Source organism: Pseudarthrobacter sp. MM222 (assembly GCF_947090775.1).
Classification (GTDB): domain Bacteria; phylum Actinomycetota; class Actinomycetes; order Actinomycetales; family Micrococcaceae; genus Arthrobacter.
In genome coordinates, this window is record NZ_OX352321.1 from 3733792 (window position 1) to 3756347 (window position 22556).

The 22556-nt window shown below is 66.3% G+C and carries 18 protein-coding genes and 2 riboswitches; of the genes, 12 read left to right on the forward strand and 6 right to left on the reverse strand.

Going from position 1 to position 22556, the window contains the following annotated elements:
• Nucleotides 1-2: 2 nt before the first annotated feature.
• The gene (gcvP, locus tag OM977_RS17135; RefSeq protein ID WP_264355087.1) at nucleotides 3-2870 is read right to left on the reverse strand and encodes an aminomethyl-transferring glycine dehydrogenase; all 2868 of its coding nucleotides are present in this window, start codon (nucleotides 2868-2870) and stop codon (nucleotides 3-5) included.
• Nucleotides 2871-2921: 51 nt separating this feature from the next.
• Nucleotides 2922-3028: riboswitch (glycine riboswitch) on the reverse strand.
• A gap of 1 nt (nucleotide 3029) precedes the next feature.
• Nucleotides 3030-3127: riboswitch (glycine riboswitch) on the reverse strand.
• A gap of 113 nt (nucleotides 3128-3240) precedes the next feature.
• Between gcvP and OM977_RS17140 the strand changes: the two genes are divergently transcribed.
• Nucleotides 3241-3813 carry an MOSC domain-containing protein gene (locus tag OM977_RS17140; RefSeq protein ID WP_264355088.1) on the forward strand — a complete coding sequence of 191 codons (573 nt, stop codon included), beginning with the start codon at nucleotides 3241-3243 and terminating at the stop codon, nucleotides 3811-3813.
• Nucleotides 3814-3831: 18 nt separating this feature from the next.
• Here the strand turns inward: OM977_RS17140 and OM977_RS17145 are convergent, their stop codons facing one another.
• Genes OM977_RS17145 through OM977_RS17155 form a run of 3 tightly spaced genes read right to left on the reverse strand, consistent with a single transcriptional unit; the run spans nucleotide 3832 to nucleotide 6673 of the window.
• Complete coding sequence (locus tag OM977_RS17145; protein ID WP_264355089.1) at nucleotides 3832-4203, reverse strand: VOC family protein; 372 nt, start codon at nucleotides 4201-4203, stop codon at nucleotides 3832-3834.
• A 49-nt stretch (nucleotides 4204-4252) separates the two neighbouring features.
• Nucleotides 4253-4690, reverse strand: a complete 438-nt coding sequence (locus OM977_RS17150) for a hypothetical protein (protein ID WP_264355090.1) — start codon at nucleotides 4688-4690, stop codon at nucleotides 4253-4255.
• A 9-nt stretch (nucleotides 4691-4699) separates the two neighbouring features.
• Nucleotides 4700-6673: a primary-amine oxidase gene (locus OM977_RS17155; protein ID WP_264355091.1), complete on the reverse strand. Its 1974-nt coding sequence runs from the start codon at nucleotides 6671-6673 to the stop codon at nucleotides 4700-4702.
• Between the two features lie 123 nt (nucleotides 6674-6796).
• Between OM977_RS17155 and OM977_RS17160 the strand changes: the two genes are divergently transcribed.
• The 3 genes from OM977_RS17160 (at nucleotide 6797) to OM977_RS17170 (ending at nucleotide 9642) form a co-directional block, all read left to right on the forward strand.
• The gene (locus OM977_RS17160) at nucleotides 6797-7387 is read left to right on the forward strand and encodes a TetR/AcrR family transcriptional regulator (protein ID WP_264355092.1); all 591 of its coding nucleotides are present in this window, start codon (nucleotides 6797-6799) and stop codon (nucleotides 7385-7387) included.
• 66 nt (nucleotides 7388-7453) lie between these two features.
• Nucleotides 7454-8551 (forward strand): alanine racemase, encoded by a 1098-nt coding sequence (locus OM977_RS17165; protein WP_264355093.1) that lies wholly within the window; start codon nucleotides 7454-7456, stop codon nucleotides 8549-8551.
• Nucleotides 8552-8682: 131 nt separating this feature from the next.
• The gene (locus OM977_RS17170) at nucleotides 8683-9642 is read left to right on the forward strand and encodes a helix-turn-helix domain-containing protein (RefSeq protein ID WP_264355094.1); all 960 of its coding nucleotides are present in this window, start codon (nucleotides 8683-8685) and stop codon (nucleotides 9640-9642) included.
• 139 nt (nucleotides 9643-9781) lie between these two features.
• Here the strand turns inward: OM977_RS17170 and OM977_RS17175 are convergent, their stop codons facing one another.
• The gene (locus OM977_RS17175; protein WP_264355095.1) at nucleotides 9782-11260 is read right to left on the reverse strand and encodes an APC family permease; all 1479 of its coding nucleotides are present in this window, start codon (nucleotides 11258-11260) and stop codon (nucleotides 9782-9784) included.
• A 221-nt stretch (nucleotides 11261-11481) separates the two neighbouring features.
• Between OM977_RS17175 and OM977_RS17180 the strand changes: the two genes are divergently transcribed.
• Nucleotides 11482-12339, forward strand: coding sequence for a prephenate dehydratase (locus OM977_RS17180; protein WP_264355096.1), 858 nt, complete (start codon nucleotides 11482-11484; stop codon nucleotides 12337-12339).
• On the opposite strand, the gene OM977_RS17185 is transcribed toward OM977_RS17180, so the two are convergent.
• Nucleotides 12329-14296: an FAD-binding monooxygenase gene (locus OM977_RS17185; RefSeq protein WP_264355097.1), complete on the reverse strand. Its 1968-nt coding sequence runs from the start codon at nucleotides 14294-14296 to the stop codon at nucleotides 12329-12331. The genes OM977_RS17180 and OM977_RS17185 overlap by 11 nt on opposite strands.
• Nucleotides 14297-14525: 229 nt before the next feature.
• Here OM977_RS17185 and OM977_RS17190 point away from each other — a divergent pair, with 229 nt between their 5' ends.
• The 7 genes from OM977_RS17190 to OM977_RS17220 all read left to right on the forward strand — a co-directional run bounded on the left by OM977_RS17190 (nucleotide 14526) and on the right by OM977_RS17220 (nucleotide 22536).
• The gene (locus tag OM977_RS17190; protein ID WP_264357462.1) at nucleotides 14526-15992 is read left to right on the forward strand and encodes a fumarylacetoacetate hydrolase family protein; all 1467 of its coding nucleotides are present in this window, start codon (nucleotides 14526-14528) and stop codon (nucleotides 15990-15992) included.
• Nucleotides 15985-16647: a GntR family transcriptional regulator gene (locus tag OM977_RS17195; RefSeq protein ID WP_264355098.1), complete on the forward strand. Its 663-nt coding sequence runs from the start codon at nucleotides 15985-15987 to the stop codon at nucleotides 16645-16647. Before OM977_RS17190 ends, OM977_RS17195 begins: the two co-directional genes overlap by 8 nt.
• Before the next feature lie 46 nt (nucleotides 16648-16693).
• On the forward strand, nucleotides 16694-18208 hold the full coding sequence (hpaE, locus tag OM977_RS17200) for a 5-carboxymethyl-2-hydroxymuconate semialdehyde dehydrogenase (RefSeq protein ID WP_264355099.1): 1515 nt from the start codon (nucleotides 16694-16696) through the stop codon (nucleotides 18206-18208).
• Between the two features lie 49 nt (nucleotides 18209-18257).
• Complete coding sequence (gene hpaD / locus OM977_RS17205) at nucleotides 18258-19352, forward strand: 3,4-dihydroxyphenylacetate 2,3-dioxygenase (protein ID WP_264355100.1); 1095 nt, start codon at nucleotides 18258-18260, stop codon at nucleotides 19350-19352.
• A gap of 2 nt (nucleotides 19353-19354) precedes the next feature.
• Nucleotides 19355-20140, forward strand: a complete 786-nt coding sequence (gene hpaH / locus OM977_RS17210) for a 2-oxo-hept-4-ene-1,7-dioate hydratase (RefSeq protein ID WP_264355101.1) — start codon at nucleotides 19355-19357, stop codon at nucleotides 20138-20140.
• A complete protein-coding gene (locus OM977_RS17215; RefSeq protein WP_264355102.1) occupies nucleotides 20125-20928 on the forward strand; it encodes an HpcH/HpaI aldolase family protein in 804 nt (267 codons plus the stop codon). The genes hpaH and OM977_RS17215 overlap by 16 nt, the downstream gene beginning before the upstream one ends.
• A 198-nt stretch (nucleotides 20929-21126) precedes the next feature.
• Entirely contained in the window at nucleotides 21127-22536 is a 1410-nt protein-coding gene (locus tag OM977_RS17220) for an aldehyde dehydrogenase family protein (RefSeq protein ID WP_264355103.1), read from the forward strand.
• Nucleotides 22537-22556 lie beyond the last annotated feature (20 nt).

The following is a 22556-nucleotide window of genomic DNA, read 5'->3' on the forward strand; positions in this document are numbered from 1 at the left end:
CCTTAGTTTTCAAACTCGGAGAGGGGCGGGCAGGAGCAGACCAGGTTCCGGTCCCCTGCCGCGCCGTCGATGCGGCCGACGGGCGGGAAGTACTTGTCCTGCCGGAGCGTGTGGACGGGAAACGCGGCCTGCTCGCGCGGGTACGCCCGGTCCCAGTCAGAGGAGACGACGGCGGCAGCCGTGTGTGGTGCGTTGCGCAGCGGGCTTTGCTCGACGGTGAAGTCACCGTGGGCCACCTGCTCGATTTCGGCTCGGATGGTGATCATCGCCTCGATGAAGCGGTCGATCTCGGCGAGGTCCTCGGACTCGGTGGGTTCCACCATCAGGGTGCCGGCCACCGGGAAGGACAGCGTGGGGGCATGGAAGCCGAAGTCGATCAGGCGCTTGGCCACGTCCTCGGCGGTCACGCCGGTCCTGGCGGTCAGTTCGCGCAGGTCCAGAATGCATTCGTGCGCCACAAGTCCGCTCTCGCCGGTGTAAAGCACCGGGAAGTGCTCATCCAGGCGCGAGGCGACATAGTTCGCGGCCAGCAGCGCGGACCTCGTGGCCTCGGTCAGGCCTTGGCCGCCCATGAGCTTCACATAGGCCCAGGAGATCGGCAGCACGCCGGCCGAACCGTAGCGGGAGGCGGAGATCGGGGTGCCGTCGGCGCCGTTCGCGGGGTCCGCGTTGTTGGCATCGCCCGGCATGAAGGGTGCCAGGTGGGCCTTGGCCGCGACCGGACCGACGCCCGGTCCGCCGCCGCCGTGCGGGATGCAGAAGGTCTTGTGCAGGTTCAGGTGCGAGACGTCGCCGCCGAACTGTCCCGGCTGGGCCAGCCCGACGAGGGCGTTGAGGTTGGCGCCGTCGACGTAGACCTGGCCGCCGGCGGCGTGGATCGCGTCGCAGACCTCGCGGACGTCGGCGTCGTAGACACCGTGGGTGGACGGGTAGGTGATCATGATGCAGGACAGGGCGTCCCTGTGCAGTTCGATCTTGGCGGTGAGGTCCGCGTGGTCGATGGTGCCGTCGGAGGCGGTGGCCACGACGACCACCTTCATACCAGCCAGAACGGCGGAGGCGGCGTTGGTTCCGTGGGCGGAGGCCGGGATCAGGCAGACGTTGCGCTGCTGGTCACCGCGGGAATGATGGTAGCCGCGGATCGCCAGCAGCCCGGCGAGCTCGCCCTGCGAGCCTGCGTTGGGCTGGATGGACACCTGGTCGTAGCCGGTGATCTCGGCAAGGTCAGCTTCGAGGCCGCTGATCAGTTCGCGCCAGCCGGCGGTCTGGGATTCCGGGGCGAAGGGGTGGATGGAGGCGAACTCCGGCCAGGAGATGGCCTCCATCTCGGCGGTGGCGTTCAGCTTCATGGTGCAGGAGCCGAGCGGGATCATGGTGCGGTCCAGGGCCAGGTCCCGGTCCGAGAGCTTCCGGATGTAGCGGAGCAGCTGGGTCTCGGAGCGGTGGGAGTTGAAGACCGGGTGCTGCAGGAATTCGGAAGTACGCAGCACCGATTCGGGCAGCTCGAAACCCTTGGCCTCCACAACCGGACCGGCACCAAAGGCGACGACTACCGCGGAGATGACCTCCGCCGTCGTAGTCTCATCGACTGACACGCCAACTGTGTCCGCATCGATGAGGCGCAGGTTGATGCCCCGGGCCTCCGCGGCGGTGATGACCTTGGAGGCTTTGCCGGGAACGCGGACCGTGACTGTATCGAAGAAGGAGTCGCTCACCAGTTCCCGGCCCGCGATCTTCAGCGTGGCGGCGAGTCCGCGGGCGCGGTTGTGGACGGTCTCGGCGATGGCTTTCAGTCCGTCGGGGCCGTGGTAGACGGCGTAGAACGAGGAGACGATGGCCAGCAGCGCCTGCGCGGTGCAGATGTTGGACGTGGCCTTCTCCCGGCGGATGTGCTGCTCGCGGGTCTGCAGCGCCAGCCGGTAGGCCGGGACGCCGGCATTGTCCTTGGAGACACCGACGATACGGCCGGGGAGCGTGCGTTCCATGCCGTTCCGGACCGCCATGTAGGCCGCGTGCGGGCCGCCGAAGAACAGCGGCACGCCCAGTCGCTGCGTGGATCCGACGGCGATGTCAGCACCCTGCTCGCCCGGAGGGGTAATCAGCGTGAGCGCAAGGAGGTCTGCGGCGACGGTGACGAGGGCGCCGCGTTCCTTGGCATCGGCGATCACGGCGGTGTGGTCGAACACGCGGCCGGAGACGCCGGGCTGCTGCAGGACGACGCCGTTGATGACGCCGTCGGGCAGTCCCTTCGAGAGGTCCGCGACCTCCACCTCGAAGCCGAGGGCTTCGGCGCGGCCCCGAACGATGGCGATGGTCTGCGGGAGGCAGTCGGCGTCGAGGACGGTCTTTCCGTGCTGGGCCGCTGCGTTCTGTCCTGCGGACTTATTGGCCCTGCGCATCAGGAGCACGGCCTCGGCGACGGCGGTGGCTTCGTCGAGCAGGGACGCGTTGGCTACCGGGAGCGCGGTGAGGTCCTGGACCATGGTCTGGAAGTTCAGCAGCGCCTCGAGCCGGCCCTGGGAGATTTCGGGCTGGTAGGGCGTGTAGGCGGTGTACCAAGCGGGGGCTTCGAGGATGTTGCGGCGGATCACCGGCGGGGTGACCGTGTCGTAATAGCCCTGGCCGATCATCTGGACCGCGGTCTTGTTCTTCGCGGCCAGCGTGCGCAGTTCGGCCAGGACCTCGACCTCGCTCAGTGCGCTGTCCAGGTTGAGCGGCTTTTCCTGGCGGATCGAAGCGGGCACGGCGTTGTCGACGAGGCCGTCAAGGCTGTCGTAGCCGATGACCTTGAGCATGGCGTCGATGTCGGTTTGGCGGCGCGCGCCGATGTGGCGGTCTGCGAACGTGGACGGGGACGATTGAACCGTCATTGAGGAACTCCATAATTCAGGTGGCGCCAAAGTGCCACGATGATTCGGGTTCCTCCCCGCTCTGTATTGGACCTGAGAGTTTCCGTTTTGCCTGCTGTTAGCAGCGCGCCACTTGCACCGTCGGTGAGCCCGGTTTCCCGGACTGCTTTCCAGAGTTGCCTTGCCGCGGCGGTACGTGGGCCTGAGAGATTCCTGGGGAGGATTTGCTCCTACGGCGCCTGCTGAACGTACCGGCAGGACTCTCCCGCCGCAGATCATAAGCCGTGCCACTGGTGGGTGACACGGCTCACACGCTACCTCTTGGGCGGACGGGATGCAAGGAGCCGGTTCACATGTGTCGTTGTTTACCCCCAGACGATAGCTTTGAAGTATGACGGCTAGCTACAGGTACGACGTTGAGGTCCTGCATCTGCTCGTGTCGCCGGCGCACGCTTACTTCGGCCGCGCGCGCGAGGGTGCAGCCGATGTCCCCACCACCGACGCCGGGCAGGCAGAGCTGGTGGCCGGCAAGGGCGTCGTCGGTGACCGGTTCTTCGGCAAGGCCGCGCACATGGATGCAGCAGTCACCTTGATCGCGGCCGAGGCCCTCGAAGCGATGGCCTTAGAGCTGGGCGTCGAGCCGTTCGACCCGCTCCTGACCCGGCGCAACGTGGTCCTCCGGGGAGCCCAGCTGGCTCCGCTGCTCGGACACGCTTTCGCGCTGGAATCCCGCGGCGACCTGGTGCGGCTCAAGGCCGGGCGGCCTGCTCACCCTTGTGCCTGGATGGACGAGATGCTCGCCCCGGGTGCCCACAAGGCCATGCGGGGGCGGGGCGGAATGCGCTGCCAGGTGTTGTCCGACGGCGTCCTGCACCGCGGACCCGCCGTCCTGATCAGTCCCGTGCAGCTGGACCCAGAGCGCGCAGGCGACGCGACCTTGCTGCGCCCGTCCCGGTTGCCCTAGCCCGGTCCGGTCCGCAGATCAGACGTGCTGATCGACGAGCACCGGGTTGCCGTCCGGATCCAGGACGATGAAGCTCGCCGGCCCCGTCGTTCCCTCGTCAGCCTCGGACAGGAACTCCATGCCCTTGGCTTTGAGTTCCCGCTGGAGTTCGCGTATATCGGTGAACGCGTCCACCGCCTCCGCGTTCTGGTTCCAGCCCGGGTTGAACGTGAGCATGTTCTTCTCAAACATTCCCTGGAAGAGGCCGATGACGGTCTCGCCGTTCTTCAGGATCAACCAGTTCTGGTTCGGGTCGCCCCCGAAACTGCTGAAGCCAAGGTTCTCGTAGAACGCGGCAGAAGCCGCGATGTCCTTCACCGCGAGGCTGATCGAAAAAGCGCCGAGCTGCATGGGTTACTCCACTCTCTTGAGGGACGGATGTTACCGATGATACGCGCGGCTACGTCGAGGGAAGGCGCTGCTGGTTGACCCTCAGCCGCGCCACGAGCGTGGCGGCGAGCAGCGCCGTCGTTATTTCCAGAGCTACTACGGCCAGCAGATCGGTGGTGGCCGAGGGGTCGCCGGTGCCTGCGACGCCGGCCTGGTGGCCGTGGCCGGACGCGCCGCTCCCCAGCAGCAGGAAGCCATGGACCGCCACCATCAACAGCGCAGAAGCCATGACCTGTCGAAGGGCCGTGATCCTGCTGTGCCGCCAGATGTGCACGGTGCAGGGAACACACACGGCGGCCAGCGCCAACATCACCGCGTTCAGCCAGGCGCCGTGGTGATTTTCGACTGCGAGCCACAGGTGTGTGAGGCACGATGCGGCCGTAAGAACGGCACAGAGGCGGGGGTGCAGGACGGGCCCCTGACGGACCCGTCCCGCGGCCAGTGTCATGCCAAGTGCCTAGCCGTGGCAGTGGCCGGCGGCCTGATGCGACGAGCCGCCCTGCCCGCAGCTGGCATCCCGACCCGGCGGAACATCCAGGACCGGGCTCCGGTCGAAGAAGCCTTCAGGCCGCAGTTTGAAGCCCACGGAGTCCACGGGCATTATGGGCCAGTCCTCCATACGCGGGAAGTGCGTCAGCCCGAAGGTGTGCCACACCACGATGTCCTGCCCGTCGATGTCGCGGTCCTGGGCTACGTAGGCCGGCAGGCCGGCTCCGCCTGGATGCTGGTTTACGAAGTCGCCCGTCGGGTAGCGCTCGTCGTCGGCGTAGCGGGTGACCCAGAGGTCCTTGGTGGCGAAGGCGGCGCGTGCGGCGATGGAGGATCCCGGGTCCGCGAGCAGCGTGGGCTGGTTTTCCGCGTGGAGCTTGTAGCCCACGGGTTCACCCAGACGGTTCAGGGATTCGGGGTTGGAGATGATCCAGACCCTGCCTGAGCGGGCATCAGCTTCCCGGACGCCTTCGGACTCACGGGCGAGCACGGTGCGCTTGCGGGAGAATGCGTTGCCGCGTTCATTGCCCTTGCCCATGGCCTGACGGACGACGTCCACTTCTTCCACCCGGTTGGTGAATCCGTCAACCGCCATGTCCAGCCGTGCGCTGAAGAGGTGCTGGTGGAAGGGAGCGCCGAGGCCGGGGGCGAGCTGAGAGATGTTGTCCGAGCCGCCGTCGGGGAAGGCGCTGGTGAAGACTACGCCGGTCGCCTTGGCCTCGAATTCGATGGTGCCGTCGAGGTAGAGGTACCAGTAGAAGCCGTAGTCGTAGTTGCCGATGGTGGTGAAGAACGAGATGACGAGGCGGCGGTTCCGGCGGGTGTAGCCGATGCCGGACCAGAGGTCGCTGTGCTTCGCCAGGATGCCCGAGTCCTCCTCGTGCATGCAGATGCCGTTGCGGATTTCGCGCGGATTGCCGAGCGCGTCACTGATGACGGGGCTGAGGTAGGTGATGTCGCCGAGGCAGTCGCATCCCAGCTCGAGGGAGTTGGCGTACTGGCCGACCAGGTATTCGCCGGTGTCGAAGTAGTTCTGCCAGGACCGGATGGGCGACGGGTCGCCGTAGGGAACCACCATTTCGGCGATGGATGCCCGGTTGATGATGGGGCGGAGCCTGTCGCCGTCGCGGAATGCGAGGTTGTGCAGCACAACTCCTTCGCGGACGTCGAACCCGACGTCGACGCTCCACTTCTCCCATTCCACGTGGTTGCCGCCGGTGACGGTGAAGCTGGGGCCCTCGGGCTGGGTGATGCTGATAGGCTTCTGCGTTGTCCGCAACGGCCCGGTGAGTTCCGGATCGGTGTAATTGCCGTGCTCGGCCGGGACAGCCACGGCTCCGAGGTCCAGGACCTGCGTCACTTTCTTGCCGACCACATCCACGTAGGCAACGAGGCCGTCCACCGGGTGCGCCCAGGCGCTGTCCTCCGGAAATTCCTGCACGAACGCCAGGCCGCGAAGGATGCGGCGGCCTTTTTCTTCCGGGTACTCGAAGACGCCGGCTGAGAGGGGTGCCACTCGTACTTTGCTGACGTCGAGGTCCCGTACCGCCAGGGCGGCCAGCCAGCGCTCATCAGTGGCCAGCAAGGTTTCCACAACTTCGAACTCCTCCTCGAGGACAGGGAGCTCACCGCTCACGGCGGTATCGAGCTCGACGACGGATTCCACCTCCCGCCGCGTGGTTGAGACGATCACGTCCCGGGGAGCGCCGCCGGCGACGTCATGGATGAACACCCGGAAGCGCCTGTCGGCCGCTGCCCCGCCGGCTTTCCCGGCTGCCCGCGCTTCCCCGTCTGCCCGCGCCGGGTCGAGGAGGCCCAGGTAGGCGATGCGGTGCTGGGGCCCGAAGTGCCCGCGGGCGTCCAGGATGGCGCGGACCTCGGCGATCTCGGAGCCTGTTGCCAGGGCGAATGCCGTTGCTGTGTCTGCTGGTGCAAGCGTCATGAAGAAACCTTTGATCGGACCATTTTTCGGTCACCGGGTTTTATTTTCTATAGTTGTAGATAATAAGTGTCCGTAAGATGGCTCACAAGAGTCTGAGCGAAATATTTCCTGGGAGTAGCCGCGGTGCCGAAGATAGTTGACCATGACGAGCGGCGCCTGGAACTGGTCGATGCCGCCTGGCGCATCATCGCCCGTCACGGCCTCGAAGGCGCCACCATGCGGGAGATCGCCACCGAGGCGGGCTTTGCCAACGGGGCCCTCAAACCATATTTCCCCACCAAAGACACACTTTTGGAATTCGCTTTTGGACACGTGTTCAACCGGACCAACAAGCGGATAGCGGAGGTGACGGCGAACAAGTACGGGCTTGCCGCACTGCGGGCCTTCTGCCTGGAGGTGCTTCCCCTGGATGAGGAGCGGGTTAACGAAGCGCGGATCGTCATCCCGTTCTGGCAGAAGGCGGTCAACGATCCGCAGAAAGCGCAGATCCACCAGCAGTCCATGGAGGAGTGGCTTGCCACCATCCGGCGTTACCTCGCCGAGGCGCGGAACGCCGGTGACATCGGTACCGCCGTCGCCGACGCAGTCCTTGCCAGCCAGCTGCTGAACATGCTGCTGGGCGCCCAAATAGCGGCAGCCCTGGCACGGGACGGCAAGACCGATCCCGCCTTGGCCGACCAGCTCGAGGGATTCCTGGCCCTACTGGCCGGGTAGCCGCGTTTGCAAATGCCCAGCCAACCCGGACAGCAAGGCCGGGACGCCACCCAGGAGACCGCTGCAATGACCATTCCCCGCGAAGTCGACACCCCGGACATTCTGATCGACCTCGACATCCTCGAGCGGAACATCACGCGGATGGCGGCTGCCGTCCGGGAGAAGGGCCTCGCGCTGCGGCCCCATGCCAAGACGCACAAGATCGCGGAGATTGCCGCCCGCCAGATGGCAGCCGGCGCAGCAGGACTGACCGTGGCAACCATCGGCGAAGCCGAGGTGTTCGCGGCCGCGGGAGTGGATGACCTCTTCATCGCTTACCCACTGTGGAGTTCGCCGCAGAAAGCAGAGCGGCTCCGGCGCCTGGCGGCAACCGTGAAAATCGCAGTGGGAGTGGACTCCGCAGCGGGAGCATCGATGCTTGGAAACGGCCTGGGGAGTGCGGCTGCGAACGTCAGCGTCCTGGTCGAGATTGACAGCGGCCACCATCGAAGCGGGGTCAGCCCGGAGGCCGCGTCCGTGGTGGCCGCGGCGGCCTCCCGGGCGGGGCTGCACGTGGCGGGGGTCTTCACTTTTCCGGGCCACAGCTATGCCCCCGGCATGCCGGCGTCGGCCGCAGCGCAGGAGCAGCAGGCGCTGCGACAGGCCGCGGAATCCCTGGCGGCCGCCGGGTTCGAAGCCGTGCGCCGCAGCGGAGGGTCCACACCGACGGCGCTCCTGACCGACGGGTCAGCAGCCACTGAAGTCCGCCCGGGCGTTTATGTCTTCGGCGACGCCCAGCAGCTCGAGCTGGGCCGTTGCGCCGTGGAGGACATTGCGCTCACGGTCGCGGCCACCGTGGTCAGCCACCATGTCACTGCGCCCGGTACCCCGGCACGCTTTATCATCGACGCCGGCAGTAAGATCCTGGGCAGTGACCGGCCCGCGTGGGCAAGTGGGTTCGGGCGGCTGATGGACCACCCGACCGCCCGGATCACCGCCCTGTCGGAACACCATGCCACAGTCGAGTGGCAGGACAGCGGCGCCCTGCCCGGCCTCGGAGACCGCCTTCGCGTCATCCCGAACCACGTGTGCCTGGCCATCAACCTGGTCGACGATGTCGCCGTGATCCGCCGCGGCGCACTCGTGGACCGCTGGGCCGTGGCCGCCCGCGGCAAGAACAAGTAGGGCTCCGGACGTCTTTTTTCGCCACCTGTTGAAAAAAGCTGGCCTCGGCGATATCCTGATGGGACTGTGTTCCAGGACACAGTCCACCCGGGGAACCAACGTCACGTGGCCATCCGTCGTCAGGAACATCCATGCCAGCAGCTCCAGCCCAGCCCGCCAGCCAGAACCTCACCTCCAGCGTTGCGCCGACGTTCGACCACTGGAAGCACCTGGTGGCGGAGTCGTTCGTGCCGCTTGCGGCCCGGACAGCAGACGTGGACGGCTTCCGGGGGCAGATGCGGCGGCGCGTGCTCGACCGCATGTCCATCGTGGAAGTCACTGCCACGTCCCACGAGGTCCACCGCACGCCGGACCTGATTGCCAACTCCGGCGAACGCTACTTCAAGCTCAATCTCCAGCTGGAGGGCACGGGGATCCTGATCCAGGACAACCGCGAGGCCCTTCTGCGGCCTGGTGACCTGGCGATTTATGACACCAACCGGCCGTACACCCTGGCTTTCGAGGAACAGGCCCGGATGATGGTGCTGATGTTCCCCTGCGACACCCTCACACTGCCCACTGATTACGTGGGCCAGCTTGCCGCGGTGACCCTGGCCGGCAGCACCGGCCTCAGCGGTATTGTGGGACAGTTCATCCGCCAGCTGTCTGAGAACCTTGAGGTCCTGAGCGGTCCCAGCGGTTCGCGGCTGGCCGCAAACGCCCTGGACCTGGTGTCCACGATGCTGCACGCTGAAATGGACATCGCTCCGGACCAGATGAAGCCCCAGGCGCTCCTGGCCGTCGCAGTACGCGAATATATCGAGGCCAACCTGTCTGATCCCCTGTTGTCACCGGCGAGCATTGCAGCGGCGCACTTCATCTCCACAAGGCATCTGCACAACGTCTTCCATGAGTCAGGGGCCACCGTGGCCAACTGGATCAGGGGCCAGCGGCTTGACGGCGCCCGCCGCGACCTTCGGGATCCGCTGCATGCCGGAAAATCCGTGGGCGCCGTAGCTGCCCGCTGGGGATTCCTGGACGCGGCGCACTTCAGCCGGACCTTCCGCGAAGCCTTCGGCCTGTCCCCCAGCACCTGGCGCCGGGGCGCCTGAGCGCCGGCCGGCGTCCGCAGCGCCCTCTTTCATCCGCAGCGCCCTCTTTTAAACAGCGACGGCAGATGGCCCGGCGCGGAAGCCCTGCTCCGCGCCGGGCCATCCCGGTCTCTTCTACCGCCCACCCGAAGGCTGCGGGCTAGACGATGTGCCCCAGATTGTTGGCCCTTTGACGGCGTTCGATCCGCGATTCCACCAGCACGCCCGCGGCGAACATCACCGGGACTGCCGAAAGCAGCGCGATGGCCGTCTCGATGCTGCCTCCGATCAGGGCGGTGAAGTTGCTGGTGACCAGAGACAGGACCCACGCCAGCAGCAGGGCGGCAAGCGCCGGCGCAAGAAGGGTCTGCCAGAGCTGGCCCGCCACGCGGTCCCTGCGGAAGAAGCCGACGACGGCCGCCGAGCAGAGGATGTACAGCACTAGCAGTGCTGCAACGGCAAGCCCGCTGAACCAGGAGAACAGAGTCAGGACGGGATCGAGCGCCAGCAGCGCGAAGGGGGCCACCAGTACGACGGCGGTGAGCGTCTGGATCCAGGCCGCAACAGCGGGCGCGCGGTGCCGGTTGGTCCGGGCCACGATGGCGGGCAGGGAGCCGCGGAGCGCCAGCGAGTGCAGGTACCGGTTGATGCCGTTATGGAATGCGATGATGCCGGCCAGCAGGGAGGTCACCAGCAGGATGCCGGTGGTGATCCCCGCCCACGGGCCGAAGAGCTCCACCATGGGTGCCAGCACGAAGGTAGTTGCGTCCCCTGACTCGAGGGCCGCGCCGGCCGCGCCCATCACCTGGGCGGGTCCGTAGTAGCTGACCAGCATCCAGGAGATGAAGGAGAAGAAGACGGCGATGACGCCCACGGACAAGTACGTTGCCCGCGCCACCGTGCGATGGGCGTCCTTGGCCTCGGCCGAATAGATTGCGGTGGATTCGAAGCCGAACATGGAGGCCACGGCGAACATGATGGCCACGCCCGGGGCGCCGCTGGCAATAGCCTCCGGCGAGAAGGAAGCTGCGATGCTGAGGCCTTCAGGCCCGCCGCCGCGAAACAGGACCGTGAAGCCGAACAGGAGCAGGACCGCTACTTCGAGGCCCACCAGGAGGGCCAGGACCCGGGCGCCGAGCTCAATGTTGAGCGAACCCAGCACCTGCACTCCGGCCATAGTGACCAGGGCCAGCAGCCACCACGGGATACTTAGGCCAATGGAGGCCAGCAGGCCGGAGAACGCGGCGCCGTACAGTCCATACATGGCAGCCTGCACCGTGCTGTAGGCGAGCAGGGCCAGCCAGGCCGCACCGGCGCCGGCTTTCCTGCCAAAGGCTGCGGTCACGTAGGCGTAGAAGGCACCATTGGCCTGGATCTTCCGGCTCATCGCGACGAAGCCGACGGCAAAAATGACAATGACGACGCCGACAATCAGATAGGCGCCCGGGGCGCCGGCGCCGTTGCCGAGCGCCGCAGCCAACGGGGAAGCGCCGGCGATTCCGGTCAGCGGCGCCTGGGCGGAAAGGACAAAGAACAGGATGCCCATGACGCCGATGCTGCCGGTGCGAAGGGCGGTGGAGTGCTCCTTGGCGGGCGGCGCTGCCTCAGTCGTCCGGAACTCAGAATTCGAAATACTCATTGGATCCTTCTAACGGTCATGAGTTTGGGGGAAGGTGCGGTCTTCAAGTCGCGCACTGTGAAATCCAGCATGTCAGGGGGCGCCCGAAGCGCTTTGTCCTGCAGCGATCAGTTGTTGTGCCTAAGCGCATGGCAGATCAATTGCCGGCTCGGGATCAGCGTCCCGGCGCCATCAGCGACCCAGTTGGGTGGCTGGGCACGCGGCGTGAAACCATACGGAACATGGCCCAGAAAATTGCGTACCAGGGTGAGCCCGGCGCCAACTCCAATATTGCGTGCATGCAGATGTTCCCCCAGCTGGAGAGCGTTCCGTGTGCCAGCTTCGAGGACGCCTTCGAACTGGTAGCCAGCGGCGAGGCCGACCTGGCCATGATTCCGATCGAGAACTCGATCGCCGGCCGGGTGGCGGACATCCACATTCTGCTCCCCCAGTCCCGCCTGCAGATCGTGGGAGAGTTCTTCCTGCCCATCCACTTCGACCTACTGGGCATCCCCGGCAGCACTATTGAGGACGCCGCTGAGGTCCACAGCCACATCCATGCCCTCGGCCAGTGCCGGCGCCTGATCCGGGAGGCGGGGCTGCGCCCCGTCATCGCGGGGGACACCGCCGGATCTGCCCGTGAGGTGAGCGAATGGAACGATCCCCGCAAGCTGTCCCTCGCTCCCCCGCTGGCCGCCCAGATCTACGGCCTGGAAGTGCTGGCGTCGAGGGTTGAGGACGACCCCTCCAACACCACCCGGTTTGTGGTTCTGGCGCGCGAAAAGGAACTGCCGGCCCGGGATGAGTTGCCCGGACCGGCAGTGACCAGCTTTGTGTTCCGCGTCCGGAACGTCCCCTCCGCGCTCTACAAGGCATTGGGCGGGTTCGCCACCAACGGTGTGAACATGACCCGTCTGGAGAGCTACATGGTAGGCAACGAGTTCGCCGCCACCATGTTCATGGCCGATGTGGAAGGGCACCCGGAAGACCTGCCGCTACGCCTCGCCCTGGAGGAGTTGGCGTTCTTCACCACCGAGGTGCGCGTCCTGGGCGTTTATGCAGCCGCTGACTACAGGACGGCCCAGTCAGTCATCGGCTGACCGCCGCATCCCTCCTCGCAGGCAGGATATGCGCGAAGAACGCCCCGAGCTCCGCCGTGGCAGTCAGCGGCAGGACGTTGGCGACGTACTGGTCCGGGCGCACCACCACCACGACGCCGTCGCGGCTGAGCCCGCGCAGCTCGAAGATGTCGGCGGCCGGATCGGCGGCGTAGACGTTCTCCAGGTAGGTGAGGCGGAACGGGCCCACCTGCGGCTTGAACACAGCGGGCACGGCGCCGATGTCGATGCTCGTGTGATCCTGCTGGTAGATCACCTTCACGTCGAACCAGGCGTCGCGGTCGGCGCCCGGCGGCGTTGCGGCGAGAGGAGAGTCCGGCGAGTTCGCGATCCACTCGGCGAAGTCCGCGACGGGTGACGCCGCTCCGGGCACCGCTGCTCCCTTCTGTCCGGTGTTCTGCTGTCCCATGCTCTGCTGTCCCTTTCGGGGCGTTGCCGCGTCGGCAAAGACGTAGATCCGCCACCGGCCGTCCGCCTTGGCTTGGTGCCCGAGGTGCAGCGGGTTTGTATCGCAAACCCGCACGACTGGCGCGGACTTGAATCGCTTGCCAATGGTGAACCCGGTGGCCAAGTCCTGATGCACCGGCTCACCCACGAGCATGGATGGTGCGTACTGGGTCATGAAGCCTGCCGGAAATTCCGCGGTGCTTACATAAAAGTCTTCCAGCTCGGAAGGGTTCTCAAATTCCTCCGGCTTCTTCGCCATGAGGGAGGACCACTCCTTGTCGAAGTCAATGAGGTTCTTCGCGATGACCTGGCGCTCGGCTGAGTAGGTGGACAGCAGGCTCTCCGGGCTTCGGCCTTCAAGCACGTGCCCGAGCTTCCACCCCAGGTTGAAGCCATCCTGCATAGAGACGTTCATGCCCTGGCCGGCCTTGGCGCTGTGCGTGTGGCAGGCGTCGCCGGTGATGAAGACGCGCGGCGTCCGGGTGCCGAGCTCCTGCGGGAGGACGTCGTCGAACCGGTCCGTGAGCCGGTGGCCCACCTCGTACACGCTGTGCCACGCGACGTTCCGGACGTCGAGTGTGTAGGGATGCAGAATGTCGTTCGCCCTGGCGATGATCTGCTCGATGGTGGTGCCTCGCACGGCGCCTTTATCGTTCGGATTCACCTCACCCAAGTCAACGTACATGCGGAAGAGGTGGCCGCCTTCACGCGGGATCAGCAGAATACTTCCGCCCTCACCGGACTGGATGGCGCACTTCGTTCGGATGTCGGGGAAGTCCGTGACGGCGAGGACGTCCATCACGCCCCAGGCATGGTTGGCCTGATCTCCGGCCAGCGTGCAGCCGATCGACTCGCGCACCTTGCTGCGCGCTCCGTCGGCGCCGACGACGTACTTTGCCCGGACAATGCGTTCCTGGCCCACGTTGGGGCCGGCCGTGGAAAGAAGCCGCACGTCGACGGGGAACTCTCCCTCGCCGGTGACATCGAGGCTGACGAACTCAAAGCCGTAATCGGGCACCATCCGCGTGGGTGAGTTGGCCATGAACTCGGCGAAGTAGTCCAGCACGCGCGCCTGGTTGACGATGAGGTGCGGGAATTCGCTGATGCCGGCCGGATCGTCGGCTGCGCGGGCGGTGCGGATGATCCGCGAGGGGTCTGTGGGGTCCGGCTTCCAGAATGCCATCTCGGTGATCCTGTAAGCCTCGGCGATGATCCGCTCGGCGAACCCGAAGGCCTGGAAGGTTTCGACGCTCCTGGCCTGGATGCCGTCGGCCTGTCCGATCGCGAGCCTTCCGGGCCGGCGCTCCACGATCCGGGTGGTGATTCCCGGGAACTGGGAGAGCTGCGCGGCGGTGAGCATGCCGGCCGGCCCCGTCCCGACGATGAGGACGTCGACTTCCTCTGGTAGTTCTGCGGGCCGATCGATACCGACGCCGGCAACCGACTGGACCCGCGGGTCTCCGGATACGTAGCCGTGGTGGTGGAACTGCACGGGCTTCCCTCACTTCGTTGTGTGGCTGCTATCGAGGCGGGGTGTTCTATATAAGAACTCAACGTTCGATAATTGAATTTGAATCGCGGCTTCAACTGTAGGGCAGATGTGACGCGGACGACAAGTGGCAAGTTGGCGACTTCTCCGGCGGGCAAAAAAAGGGTTGACGGATGGCGGCAGGTAGTGGAGGGTGATCGTATACGATTTCGTACCTGATGAGGAGACGGCTTTGGAGCAGGTCAACGAGGACACCCTGGCGGCAGCACGCAAGGTGATTGCGGTGCACATCAACTACCCGAGCCGGGCCGCCCAGCGCGGCCGGACACCGGCGCAGCCCTCCTACTTCCTCAAACCCTCGAGCTCACTGGCGCTGACCGGCAACGCCGTGGAACGCCCGGCAGGCTGCGAACTGCTCGGCTACGAAGGCGAGATCGCCCTCATCATCGGAAAGGCCGCCCGGAGCGTAGGGATCGATGACGCCTGGAGCCACGTCGCCGCGGTGACCGCCAGCAACGACCTCGGCGTCTATGACCTCCGCTACGCGGACAAGGGCTCCAACCTCCGCTCCAAGGGCGGCGACGGCTTCACCCCGGTAGGGCCCGGCCTTCTCCCGGCGGACGCCGTCGACCCCGCCAACCTGCGCATCCGCACCTGGCACAACGGCGAACTGGTCCAGGACGACACCACCGGGGACCTGCTCTTCCCGTTCGCCCGGCTCGTTGCCGACCTGTCCCAGCTGCTCACCCTCGAAGAAGGCGACATAATCCTCACCGGCACCCCGGCCGGCGCCTCGGTGGCCAAGCCGGGCGACGTCGTCGAGGTCGAAGTCAGCACCGCTGATGCCGGCCTCTCCTCGGGCCGCCTGCTCACCCGGGTGGAGGAAGGCTCGACGCCGTTCGCCGACTTTGGCGCCCAGCCCAGGACCGATGACCTCCAGCGGGAGGAAGCCTACGGTTCTCGGAAAGCGGCCGGGATCGCCCCCGCCGAATCGGCCCTTTCCCCCGCGCTGAAGGCGAAGCTTGAAAGCGTCTGCACCGCCACCCTCTCATCCCAACTGCGCAAGCGCGGGCTGAACAACGTGAGCATCGACGGACTCACCTCCACCCGCCCGGAAAAGCGGGTGGTGGGCCTCGCCCGGACGCTCCGCTACGTGCCCAACCGGGAGGACCTCTTCAAGACCCACGGCGGCGGGTACAACGCCCAGAAGCGGGCCATCGACTCCGTCAATGCAGGCGAAATCCTGGTGATGGAGGCGCGCGGCGAGAAGGGCACCGGCACCATCGGCGACATTCTGGCCCTGCGCGCCCAGGTCCGCGGCGCGGCAGCCATCATCACAGACGGCGGCGTCCGCGATTTCTCCGCCGTGGCCGCACTGGAACTGCCCACCTACTACGCCAACCCGCACCCCGCAGTCCTGGGCCGCCGCCACATCCCTTGGGACACCGACATCACCATCGCCTGCGGCGGCACCACCGTGCAGCCCGGTGACATCATCGTGGCCGACTCGGACGGCATCCTGGTGATCCCGCCGGCGCTGGCCGAAGAGGTGGCTGACGACTCCATCATGCAGGAGCGTGAGGAAACGTTCATCGCCGAAATGGTGGAGCAGGGCCACAGTGTGGACGGCCTCTACCCTTTGAACGCAACCTGGCGCGCCAAGTATGAGGAATGGGAAGCAGGGCGGTCCCATGACTGAGAATGTGATGACCGGCAGCAAGTCGGAGCAGGCCTACGCGGCCGTGAAGGCCAAGATAGTGGAAGGCACCTTCACCCCCGGCTACCGGCTGGTGCTGGGTACCATCGCCAAGGACCTTGGATTCAGCGTGGTCCCGGTACGGGAAGCCATCCGCAGGCTGGAAGCCGAAGGCCTGGTGACGTTCGAACGGAACGTCGGCGCCACCGTCTCCGGGATCGACCCCACCGAGTACCTGTACACCATGCAGACCCTAAGCATCGTTGAGGGCGCGGCCACAGCCTTGTCCGCTCCGCTGATCTCCGGGGCGGATATCGCCCGGGCACGTGCCGTGAACGAGGAGATGCGTGAGTGCCTGAAGCACTTCAATCCCGTCCGGTTCACGCAACTGAATCAGGACTTCCACAGCGTGCTCTTCGAACACTGCCCCAACCCGCACATTCTTGACCTCGTCCACCGCGGCTGGAATCGGCTGGCTGCCCTGCGGTCGTCCACGTTCCGCTTTGTCCCGGGGCGTGCCCACGAATCGGTGGACGAGCACGAGGCCCTCCTGAAGCTCATCGAAGCGGGAGCGGACCCGGACCAGATCGAAAAGGCCGCCCGGCTGCACCGCTCCGCCACCCTTGACGCCTACCTCAGCCAGGCCAAGAACATCTGAATCACTCCCACAGCAAGCCGACAGATCCAGCAGTAAGGAAACAACAATGACGTTCACTTCCGCAGAAACCAGCACCCACTACGTGCCACAGGACCTGCCCACCCACATCCAGCACTACATCAACGGCCAGTTCGTTGATTCGGTGGGCGGCAAGACTTTCGATGTCCTGGACCCGGTCTCGAACCAGAACTACGCCACCGCCGCGGCAGGACAGAAAGAGGACATCGACCTCGCCGTCGCAGCCGCCCGCGAAGCGTTCGTCAATGGCCCGTGGCCGAAGATGAAGCCCCGCGAACGGGCCCGCATCCTGAACAGGATCGCCGACGCAGTCGAAGCGCAGGAAAGCCGCCTCGCCGAGCTGGAAACCTTCGACACCGGACTGCCGATCACCCAGGCCAAGGGCCAGGCGCTGCGCGCGGCGGAGAACTTCCGCTTCTTCGCGGATCTCATCGTGGCCCAGTTTGACGACGCCATGAAGGTCCCCGGAGCCCAGATCAACTATGTGAACCGCAAGCCGATCGGCGTTGCCGGCCTCATCACGCCGTGGAACACCCCGTTCATGCTGGAATCTTGGAAGCTGGCCCCGGCCCTGGCCACCGGCAACACCGTGGTCCTCAAACCGGCCGAGTTCACCCCGCTCTCCGCCTCTCTGTGGGCGCAGATCTTCAAGGACGCCGGCCTGCCCGACGGCGTGTTCAACCTGGTCAACGGCCTCGGCGAGGAGGCCGGTGACGCCCTGGTAAAGCACCCGGACGTCCCGCTGATCTCCTTCACCGGCGAAACCACCACAGGTCAGACCATCTTCCGCAACGCCGCCGCCAATCTTAAAGGCCTCTCCATGGAGCTCGGAGGCAAGTCCCCCTGCGTCGTCTTCGCCGACGCCGACCTGGACGCCGCGATCGATTCTGCCCTCTTCGGCGTCTTTTCCCTCAACGGCGAGCGCTGCACTGCAGGCTCCCGGATCCTGGTGGAACGCGCCATCTACGAGGAGTTCTGCGAGAAATACGCCGCCCGCGCGAAGAACATTGTCGTCGGCGACCCGCATGACCCGAAGACCGAGGTCGGCGCCCTGGTGCATCCGGAGCACTACGAAAAGGTCGCGAAGTACGTGGAGATCGGCAAAACCGAAGGAAAGCTGCTGGCCGGCGGCGGCCGGCCGGAGGGCCTCCCGGACGGAAACTACATCGCCCCCACCGTTTTTGCCGACGTCGCCCCTGACGCGCGCATCTTCCAGGAGGAGATCTTCGGTCCGGTCGTCGCCATCACCCCGTTCGAAAACGACGACGAGGCCCTCGCCCTGGCGAACAACACCCGCTACGGGCTCGCGGCCTACATCTGGACTCAGAACCTGACCCGGGCGCACAACTTCTCCCAGAATGTGGAGGCAGGCATGGTGTGGCTCAACAGCCACAACGTCCGCGACCTCCGCACTCCGTTCGGTGGCGTCAAGGCCTCCGGCCTGGGCCATGAGGGCGGCTACCGCTCCATCGATTTCTACACCGACCAGCAGGCCGTGCACATCACGCTTGGTTCCGTCCACACACCCAAATTCGGTGCCTGAGCCTTTCCGCAACGCCCGCCGAACCCCCTTTCAAAGAAGAGAGAACACCATGACGAACTTCGTTCCCACCCCCACCGTCCCGGCTCCGGACATTGTCCGCTGCGCATACATGGAGATTGTGGTCACCGACCTCGCCAAGTCCCGCGAGTTCTACGTCGACGTCCTCGGCCTGCACGTCACCGAGGAAGATGAAAACAACATCTACCTGCGCCCCCTGGAGGAGTTCATCCACCACAACCTGGTGCTGCGCAAGGGACCCATCGCCGCCGTCGCCGCCTTCGCCTACCGGGTCAAGTCCCCCGCAGAGGTGGACGCCGCCGAGGCCTACTACAAGGAACTGGGCTGCCGCACCGAGCGCCGCAAGGACGGCTTCACCCAGGGCATCGGCGACTCCGTCCGGGTGGAGGACCCGCTGGGCTTCCCCTACGAGTTCTTCTACGAGGTGGAGCACGTGGAGCGCCTCACCCAGCGCTATGACCTCTACTCCGCCGGCGAACTGGTACGCCTGGACCACTTCAACCAGGTCACCCCGGACGTACCGCGTGGCCGCAAGTACCTTGAGGACCTCGGCTTCCGCGTCTCCGAGGACATCAAGGACTCCGACGGAGTGACCTACGCCGCGTGGATGCACCGCAAGCAAACGGTCCACGACACCGCCCTGACCGGCGGCAACGGCCCGCGCATGCACCACGTCGCGTTCGCTACCCACGAGAAGCACAACATCATCCAGATCTGCGACAAGATGGGCGCCCTGCGCATCAGCGACCGGATCGAACGCGGGCCCGGCCGCCACGGCGTCTCCAACGCCTTCTACCTCTACATCCTGGATCCGGACGGCCACCGGATCGAGATCTACACCCAGGACTACTACACCGGCGACCCGGACAACCCCACCATCACCTGGGACGTCCACGACAACCAGCGCCGCGACTGGTGGGGCAACCCCGTGGTCCCGTCCTGGTACACCGAGGCCTCCCTGGTCCTTGACCTGGACGGCAACCCGCAGCCCGTCATTGTCCGCGAGGAGAAGAGCGAAATGGCCGTCACCGTGGGCGCAGACGGGTTCTCCTACACCCGCAAGCCCGACGGCGACGGCGCGGACGCCGGCGAAAAGACCGGCTTCAAGCTGGGAGCGCAGCTGTAGCCATGATGGATGCCACGACGATTGAGGCCATCGCGGACGAACTGCTGGAAGCCGGCCGAAGCCGCACCCCCATCCCCCGCCTGACGGCCCGCTACCCGGACATGACGGTAGAGGACTCCTACGCGGTGCAGCAGCTCTGGCGGCGCCGCAACGAGGACGCCGGCCGGACCTTGGTGGGGCGAAAGATCGGCCTCACGTCCAAGGCCATGCAGGCCGCCACCGGCATCACGGAACCGGACTACGGCGCCATCTTCGATGACATGGTGCTGGAAACGGGCTGCTCGGTGGAGTGGGACAAGTACACCCACCCGCGGGTGGAGGTGGAGCTGGCGTTTGTCCTCAAGGACGGGCTCAAGGGCCCCGGCTGCACCATCTTCGATGTCCTCAACGCCACCGATTACGTGGTTCCGGCCCTGGAAATCCTCGATTCCCGGATCGAGATGGAGGGCCGGACCATCGTGGACACCATCGCGGACAATGCCGCCATGGGTGCCATGGTGGTGGGCGGCAGGCCGGTGAAGCCGGACGCCGTCGACCTCCGCTGGGTCGCCGCCATCCTGTACAAGAACCAGACCGTGGAGGAGACCGGGGTAGCAGCGGGGGTCCTGGACCACCCGGCCGCCGGGGTGCACTGGCTGGCCAACAAGATCGCCGCCCACGGGGACAGCCTGAAGGCCGGCGACATCATCCTGGCCGGCTCCTTCACCCGCCCGCTCTGGGTCTTCAAAGGCGACACCGTCCACGCCGACTACGGACCGCTGGGGAGTGTCACATGCCGCTTCGAATAGGAGACACCTTCCGCGACGCCCTGGCCGCCGGGAGCCGGCCCCTCGCCGGAATGTGGCTGTGCTCCGGCAGCCCGCTGGTGGCGGAAGTTTGCGCCGGGTCCGGACTGGACTGGCTCCTGGTGGATGCCGAACACAGCCCCAACGGGCTCGAATCCATCCTCGCGCAGCTCCAGGCAATCCACGGCTACCCGGTTCACACCCTGGTGCGGCCGCCCGTAAACGACACCGTGGTCATCAAGCAGTACCTGGACCTGGGCGTGCAGAACCTGCTGGTTCCCATGGTCCACTCCGTGGCGGAGGCCGAAGCCGCGGTGGCCGCCACCCGCTACCCGCCCCAGGGCGTTCGAGGCGTGGGCTCGGCATTGGCGCGGGCCGCCCGCTGGAACCGCATCCCGGATTACCTGGCCCGGGCCGGGGACACGATCAGTGTCACCGTGCAGATTGAATCCACGGCGGCCGTGGAGGCCGTGGAAGACATCCTGAAGGTGGACGGCGTGGACGCCATTTTCCTGGGTCCCTCCGACCTCGCCGCCTCGATGGGGCTGCTGGGGCAGCAGGAGCACCCCGAGGTGCGGGCCGCCGTCGTGCACTGCCTGGCGGCAGCCAAGGCCGCCGGAAAACCGGCCGGGGTGAACGCCTTCAACCCCGACACCGCCCGCCACTATCTGGGCAACGGCGCCGATTTCATCCTGGTGGGCGCCGACGTCGCCCTGCTGGCCCGCGGCTCCGAGGCACTCGCCGCCCGGTACATCCAGCCAGCCGACGGCGACGCGCCCGCCAGCTACTGACTCTTCCTAAGGACGGCATCGCATACCCCTACGCTGGCTGACACCGCCCACTCCCGAGCGTCCGGCCCTCCGGTCGTTCTCCCCACGACAAGGGTCCTGCGCGAATAGACAAGATACCCGGCCGGGCGTCAACCAGACTGGGAGAAACCCGTTAGGCCACCCGGCCATGGGCACTGCCTACTCGATGTGGAGTAAACCATGGAAACTTACGATGCGCTTCTGGCGTCCATTTCTCCGGTCTCCGGCCCGACCCGGACCATCCTTGACCCCGCCACCGGAGCGGCGGTGGGCGAAGCCCCCGTTCACACTCTCGGTTACCTCGAGGAAGTTGTCGCTGCCGCCCAGGCTGCCCAGCCGGCCTGGGCGGCCCTGGGCCACGAGGCCCGGTCCGCCGCGCTCCTCAAGGCAGCCGACGCCGTCGAACGCTCCGCTGAAGAACTCGCCCGGCTGCTCTCCCGCGAACAGGGCAAACCCCTCAACGGCCCCAACGCACGCTTCGAGGTGGGCGCCTGCGTCGCGTGGCTCCGCGCCACCGCCACCCTGGCCCTGGAACCTGAAACCATCGTCGACGATGGCGCAACGTACGCCGAACTGCACTACAAGCCCATCGGCGTCGTCGGCGCGATCGGGCCCTGGAACTGGCCCATGATGATCGCCATCTGGCAGCTGGCCCCGGCGCTGCGGATGGGCAACGCCGTGGTGGTCAAGCCCTCCGGGAACACCCCGCTGAGCGTCCTCGCCCTGGTCAAGGTACTGAACGAAGAGCTGCCCGAAGGCATCCTCGCCGCGGTGTCCTGCGGCCGGGAGGTCGGCTCCCGGCTGACCGAGCACCCCGCCATCGGCAAGATCATGTTCACCGGCTCCACTGCCGCTGGCAGGGCCATCATCAAATCCTCGGCGGACACCGTCAAACGGCTGACCCTGGAATTGGGCGGCAACGACGCAGGTATCGTCCTGCCCGACGCCGACCCCAAAGCCATCGCCGAAGACCTCTTCTGGGGTGCCTTCCTGAACACCGGCCAGACCTGCGCAGCCCTGAAACGCCTCTACGTCCACGAGGATATCTACGACGCCGTCTGCACCGAGCTCACCGCCGTCGCCGCCGCCATGCCGATGGGCAATGGACTCGACGAAAATAACGTCCTGGGCCCGCTGCAGAACAAGCAGCAATACGACGTCGTGGCCAACCTCGTGGACGCCGCCCGCCGCAGCGGCGCCCGGATCCTGCTCGGCGGAAACCCGGACACTGACCAGCCCGGCTACTTCTACCCCACCACGCTCGTTGCGGACATCGACAACGACAACCCCCTCGTCGCCGAGGAGCAGTTCGGCCCGGCCCTGCCGATCATCCGCTACAGCAGCGTGGACGACGCCATCGCCAAGGCCAACGCCCTCGAGGTCGGGCTCGGCGCCTCCGTCTGGTCCTCGGATCTTCCGGCAGCCCGCGCAGTCGCGGCCAGGATCGAGGCCGGCACCGTCTGGATCAACAAGCACGGCGCAGTGGATCCCCGCATCCCCTTCGGCGGCGCCAAGCAGTCCGGCTACGGCCTCGAATTCGGCGTCGAAGGCCTCAAAGCCCTCGGCGTGCCCCAGGTGATCAACGGGTAAGGAACGGCTAACGCCCTGCG

Coding starts and splice junctions, on each gene's coding strand:
- gcvP (WP_264355087.1), bottom strand. CDS start 2,870: ATGACGGTTCAATCGTCCCCGTCCACGTTCGCAGACCGCCACATCGGC.
- OM977_RS17140 (WP_264355088.1), top strand. CDS start 3,241: ATGACGGCTAGCTACAGGTACGACGTTGAGGTCCTGCATCTGCTCGTG.
- OM977_RS17145 (WP_264355089.1), bottom strand. CDS start 4,203: ATGCAGCTCGGCGCTTTTTCGATCAGCCTCGCGGTGAAGGACATCGCG.
- OM977_RS17150 (WP_264355090.1), bottom strand. CDS start 4,690: ATGACACTGGCCGCGGGACGGGTCCGTCAGGGGCCCGTCCTGCACCCC.
- OM977_RS17155 (WP_264355091.1), bottom strand. CDS start 6,673: ATGACGCTTGCACCAGCAGACACAGCAACGGCATTCGCCCTGGCAACA.
- OM977_RS17165 (WP_264355093.1), top strand. CDS start 7,454: ATGACCATTCCCCGCGAAGTCGACACCCCGGACATTCTGATCGACCTC.
- OM977_RS17170 (WP_264355094.1), top strand. CDS start 8,683: ATGCCAGCAGCTCCAGCCCAGCCCGCCAGCCAGAACCTCACCTCCAGC.
- OM977_RS17175 (WP_264355095.1), bottom strand. CDS start 11,260: ATGAGTATTTCGAATTCTGAGTTCCGGACGACTGAGGCAGCGCCGCCC.
- OM977_RS17180 (WP_264355096.1), top strand. CDS start 11,482: ATGGCCCAGAAAATTGCGTACCAGGGTGAGCCCGGCGCCAACTCCAAT.
- OM977_RS17195 (WP_264355098.1), top strand. CDS start 15,985: ATGACTGAGAATGTGATGACCGGCAGCAAGTCGGAGCAGGCCTACGCG.
- hpaE (WP_264355099.1), top strand. CDS start 16,694: ATGACGTTCACTTCCGCAGAAACCAGCACCCACTACGTGCCACAGGAC.
- hpaD (WP_264355100.1), top strand. CDS start 18,258: ATGACGAACTTCGTTCCCACCCCCACCGTCCCGGCTCCGGACATTGTC.
- hpaH (WP_264355101.1), top strand. CDS start 19,355: ATGATGGATGCCACGACGATTGAGGCCATCGCGGACGAACTGCTGGAA.
- OM977_RS17215 (WP_264355102.1), top strand. CDS start 20,125: ATGCCGCTTCGAATAGGAGACACCTTCCGCGACGCCCTGGCCGCCGGG.
- OM977_RS17220 (WP_264355103.1), top strand. CDS start 21,127: ATGGAAACTTACGATGCGCTTCTGGCGTCCATTTCTCCGGTCTCCGGC.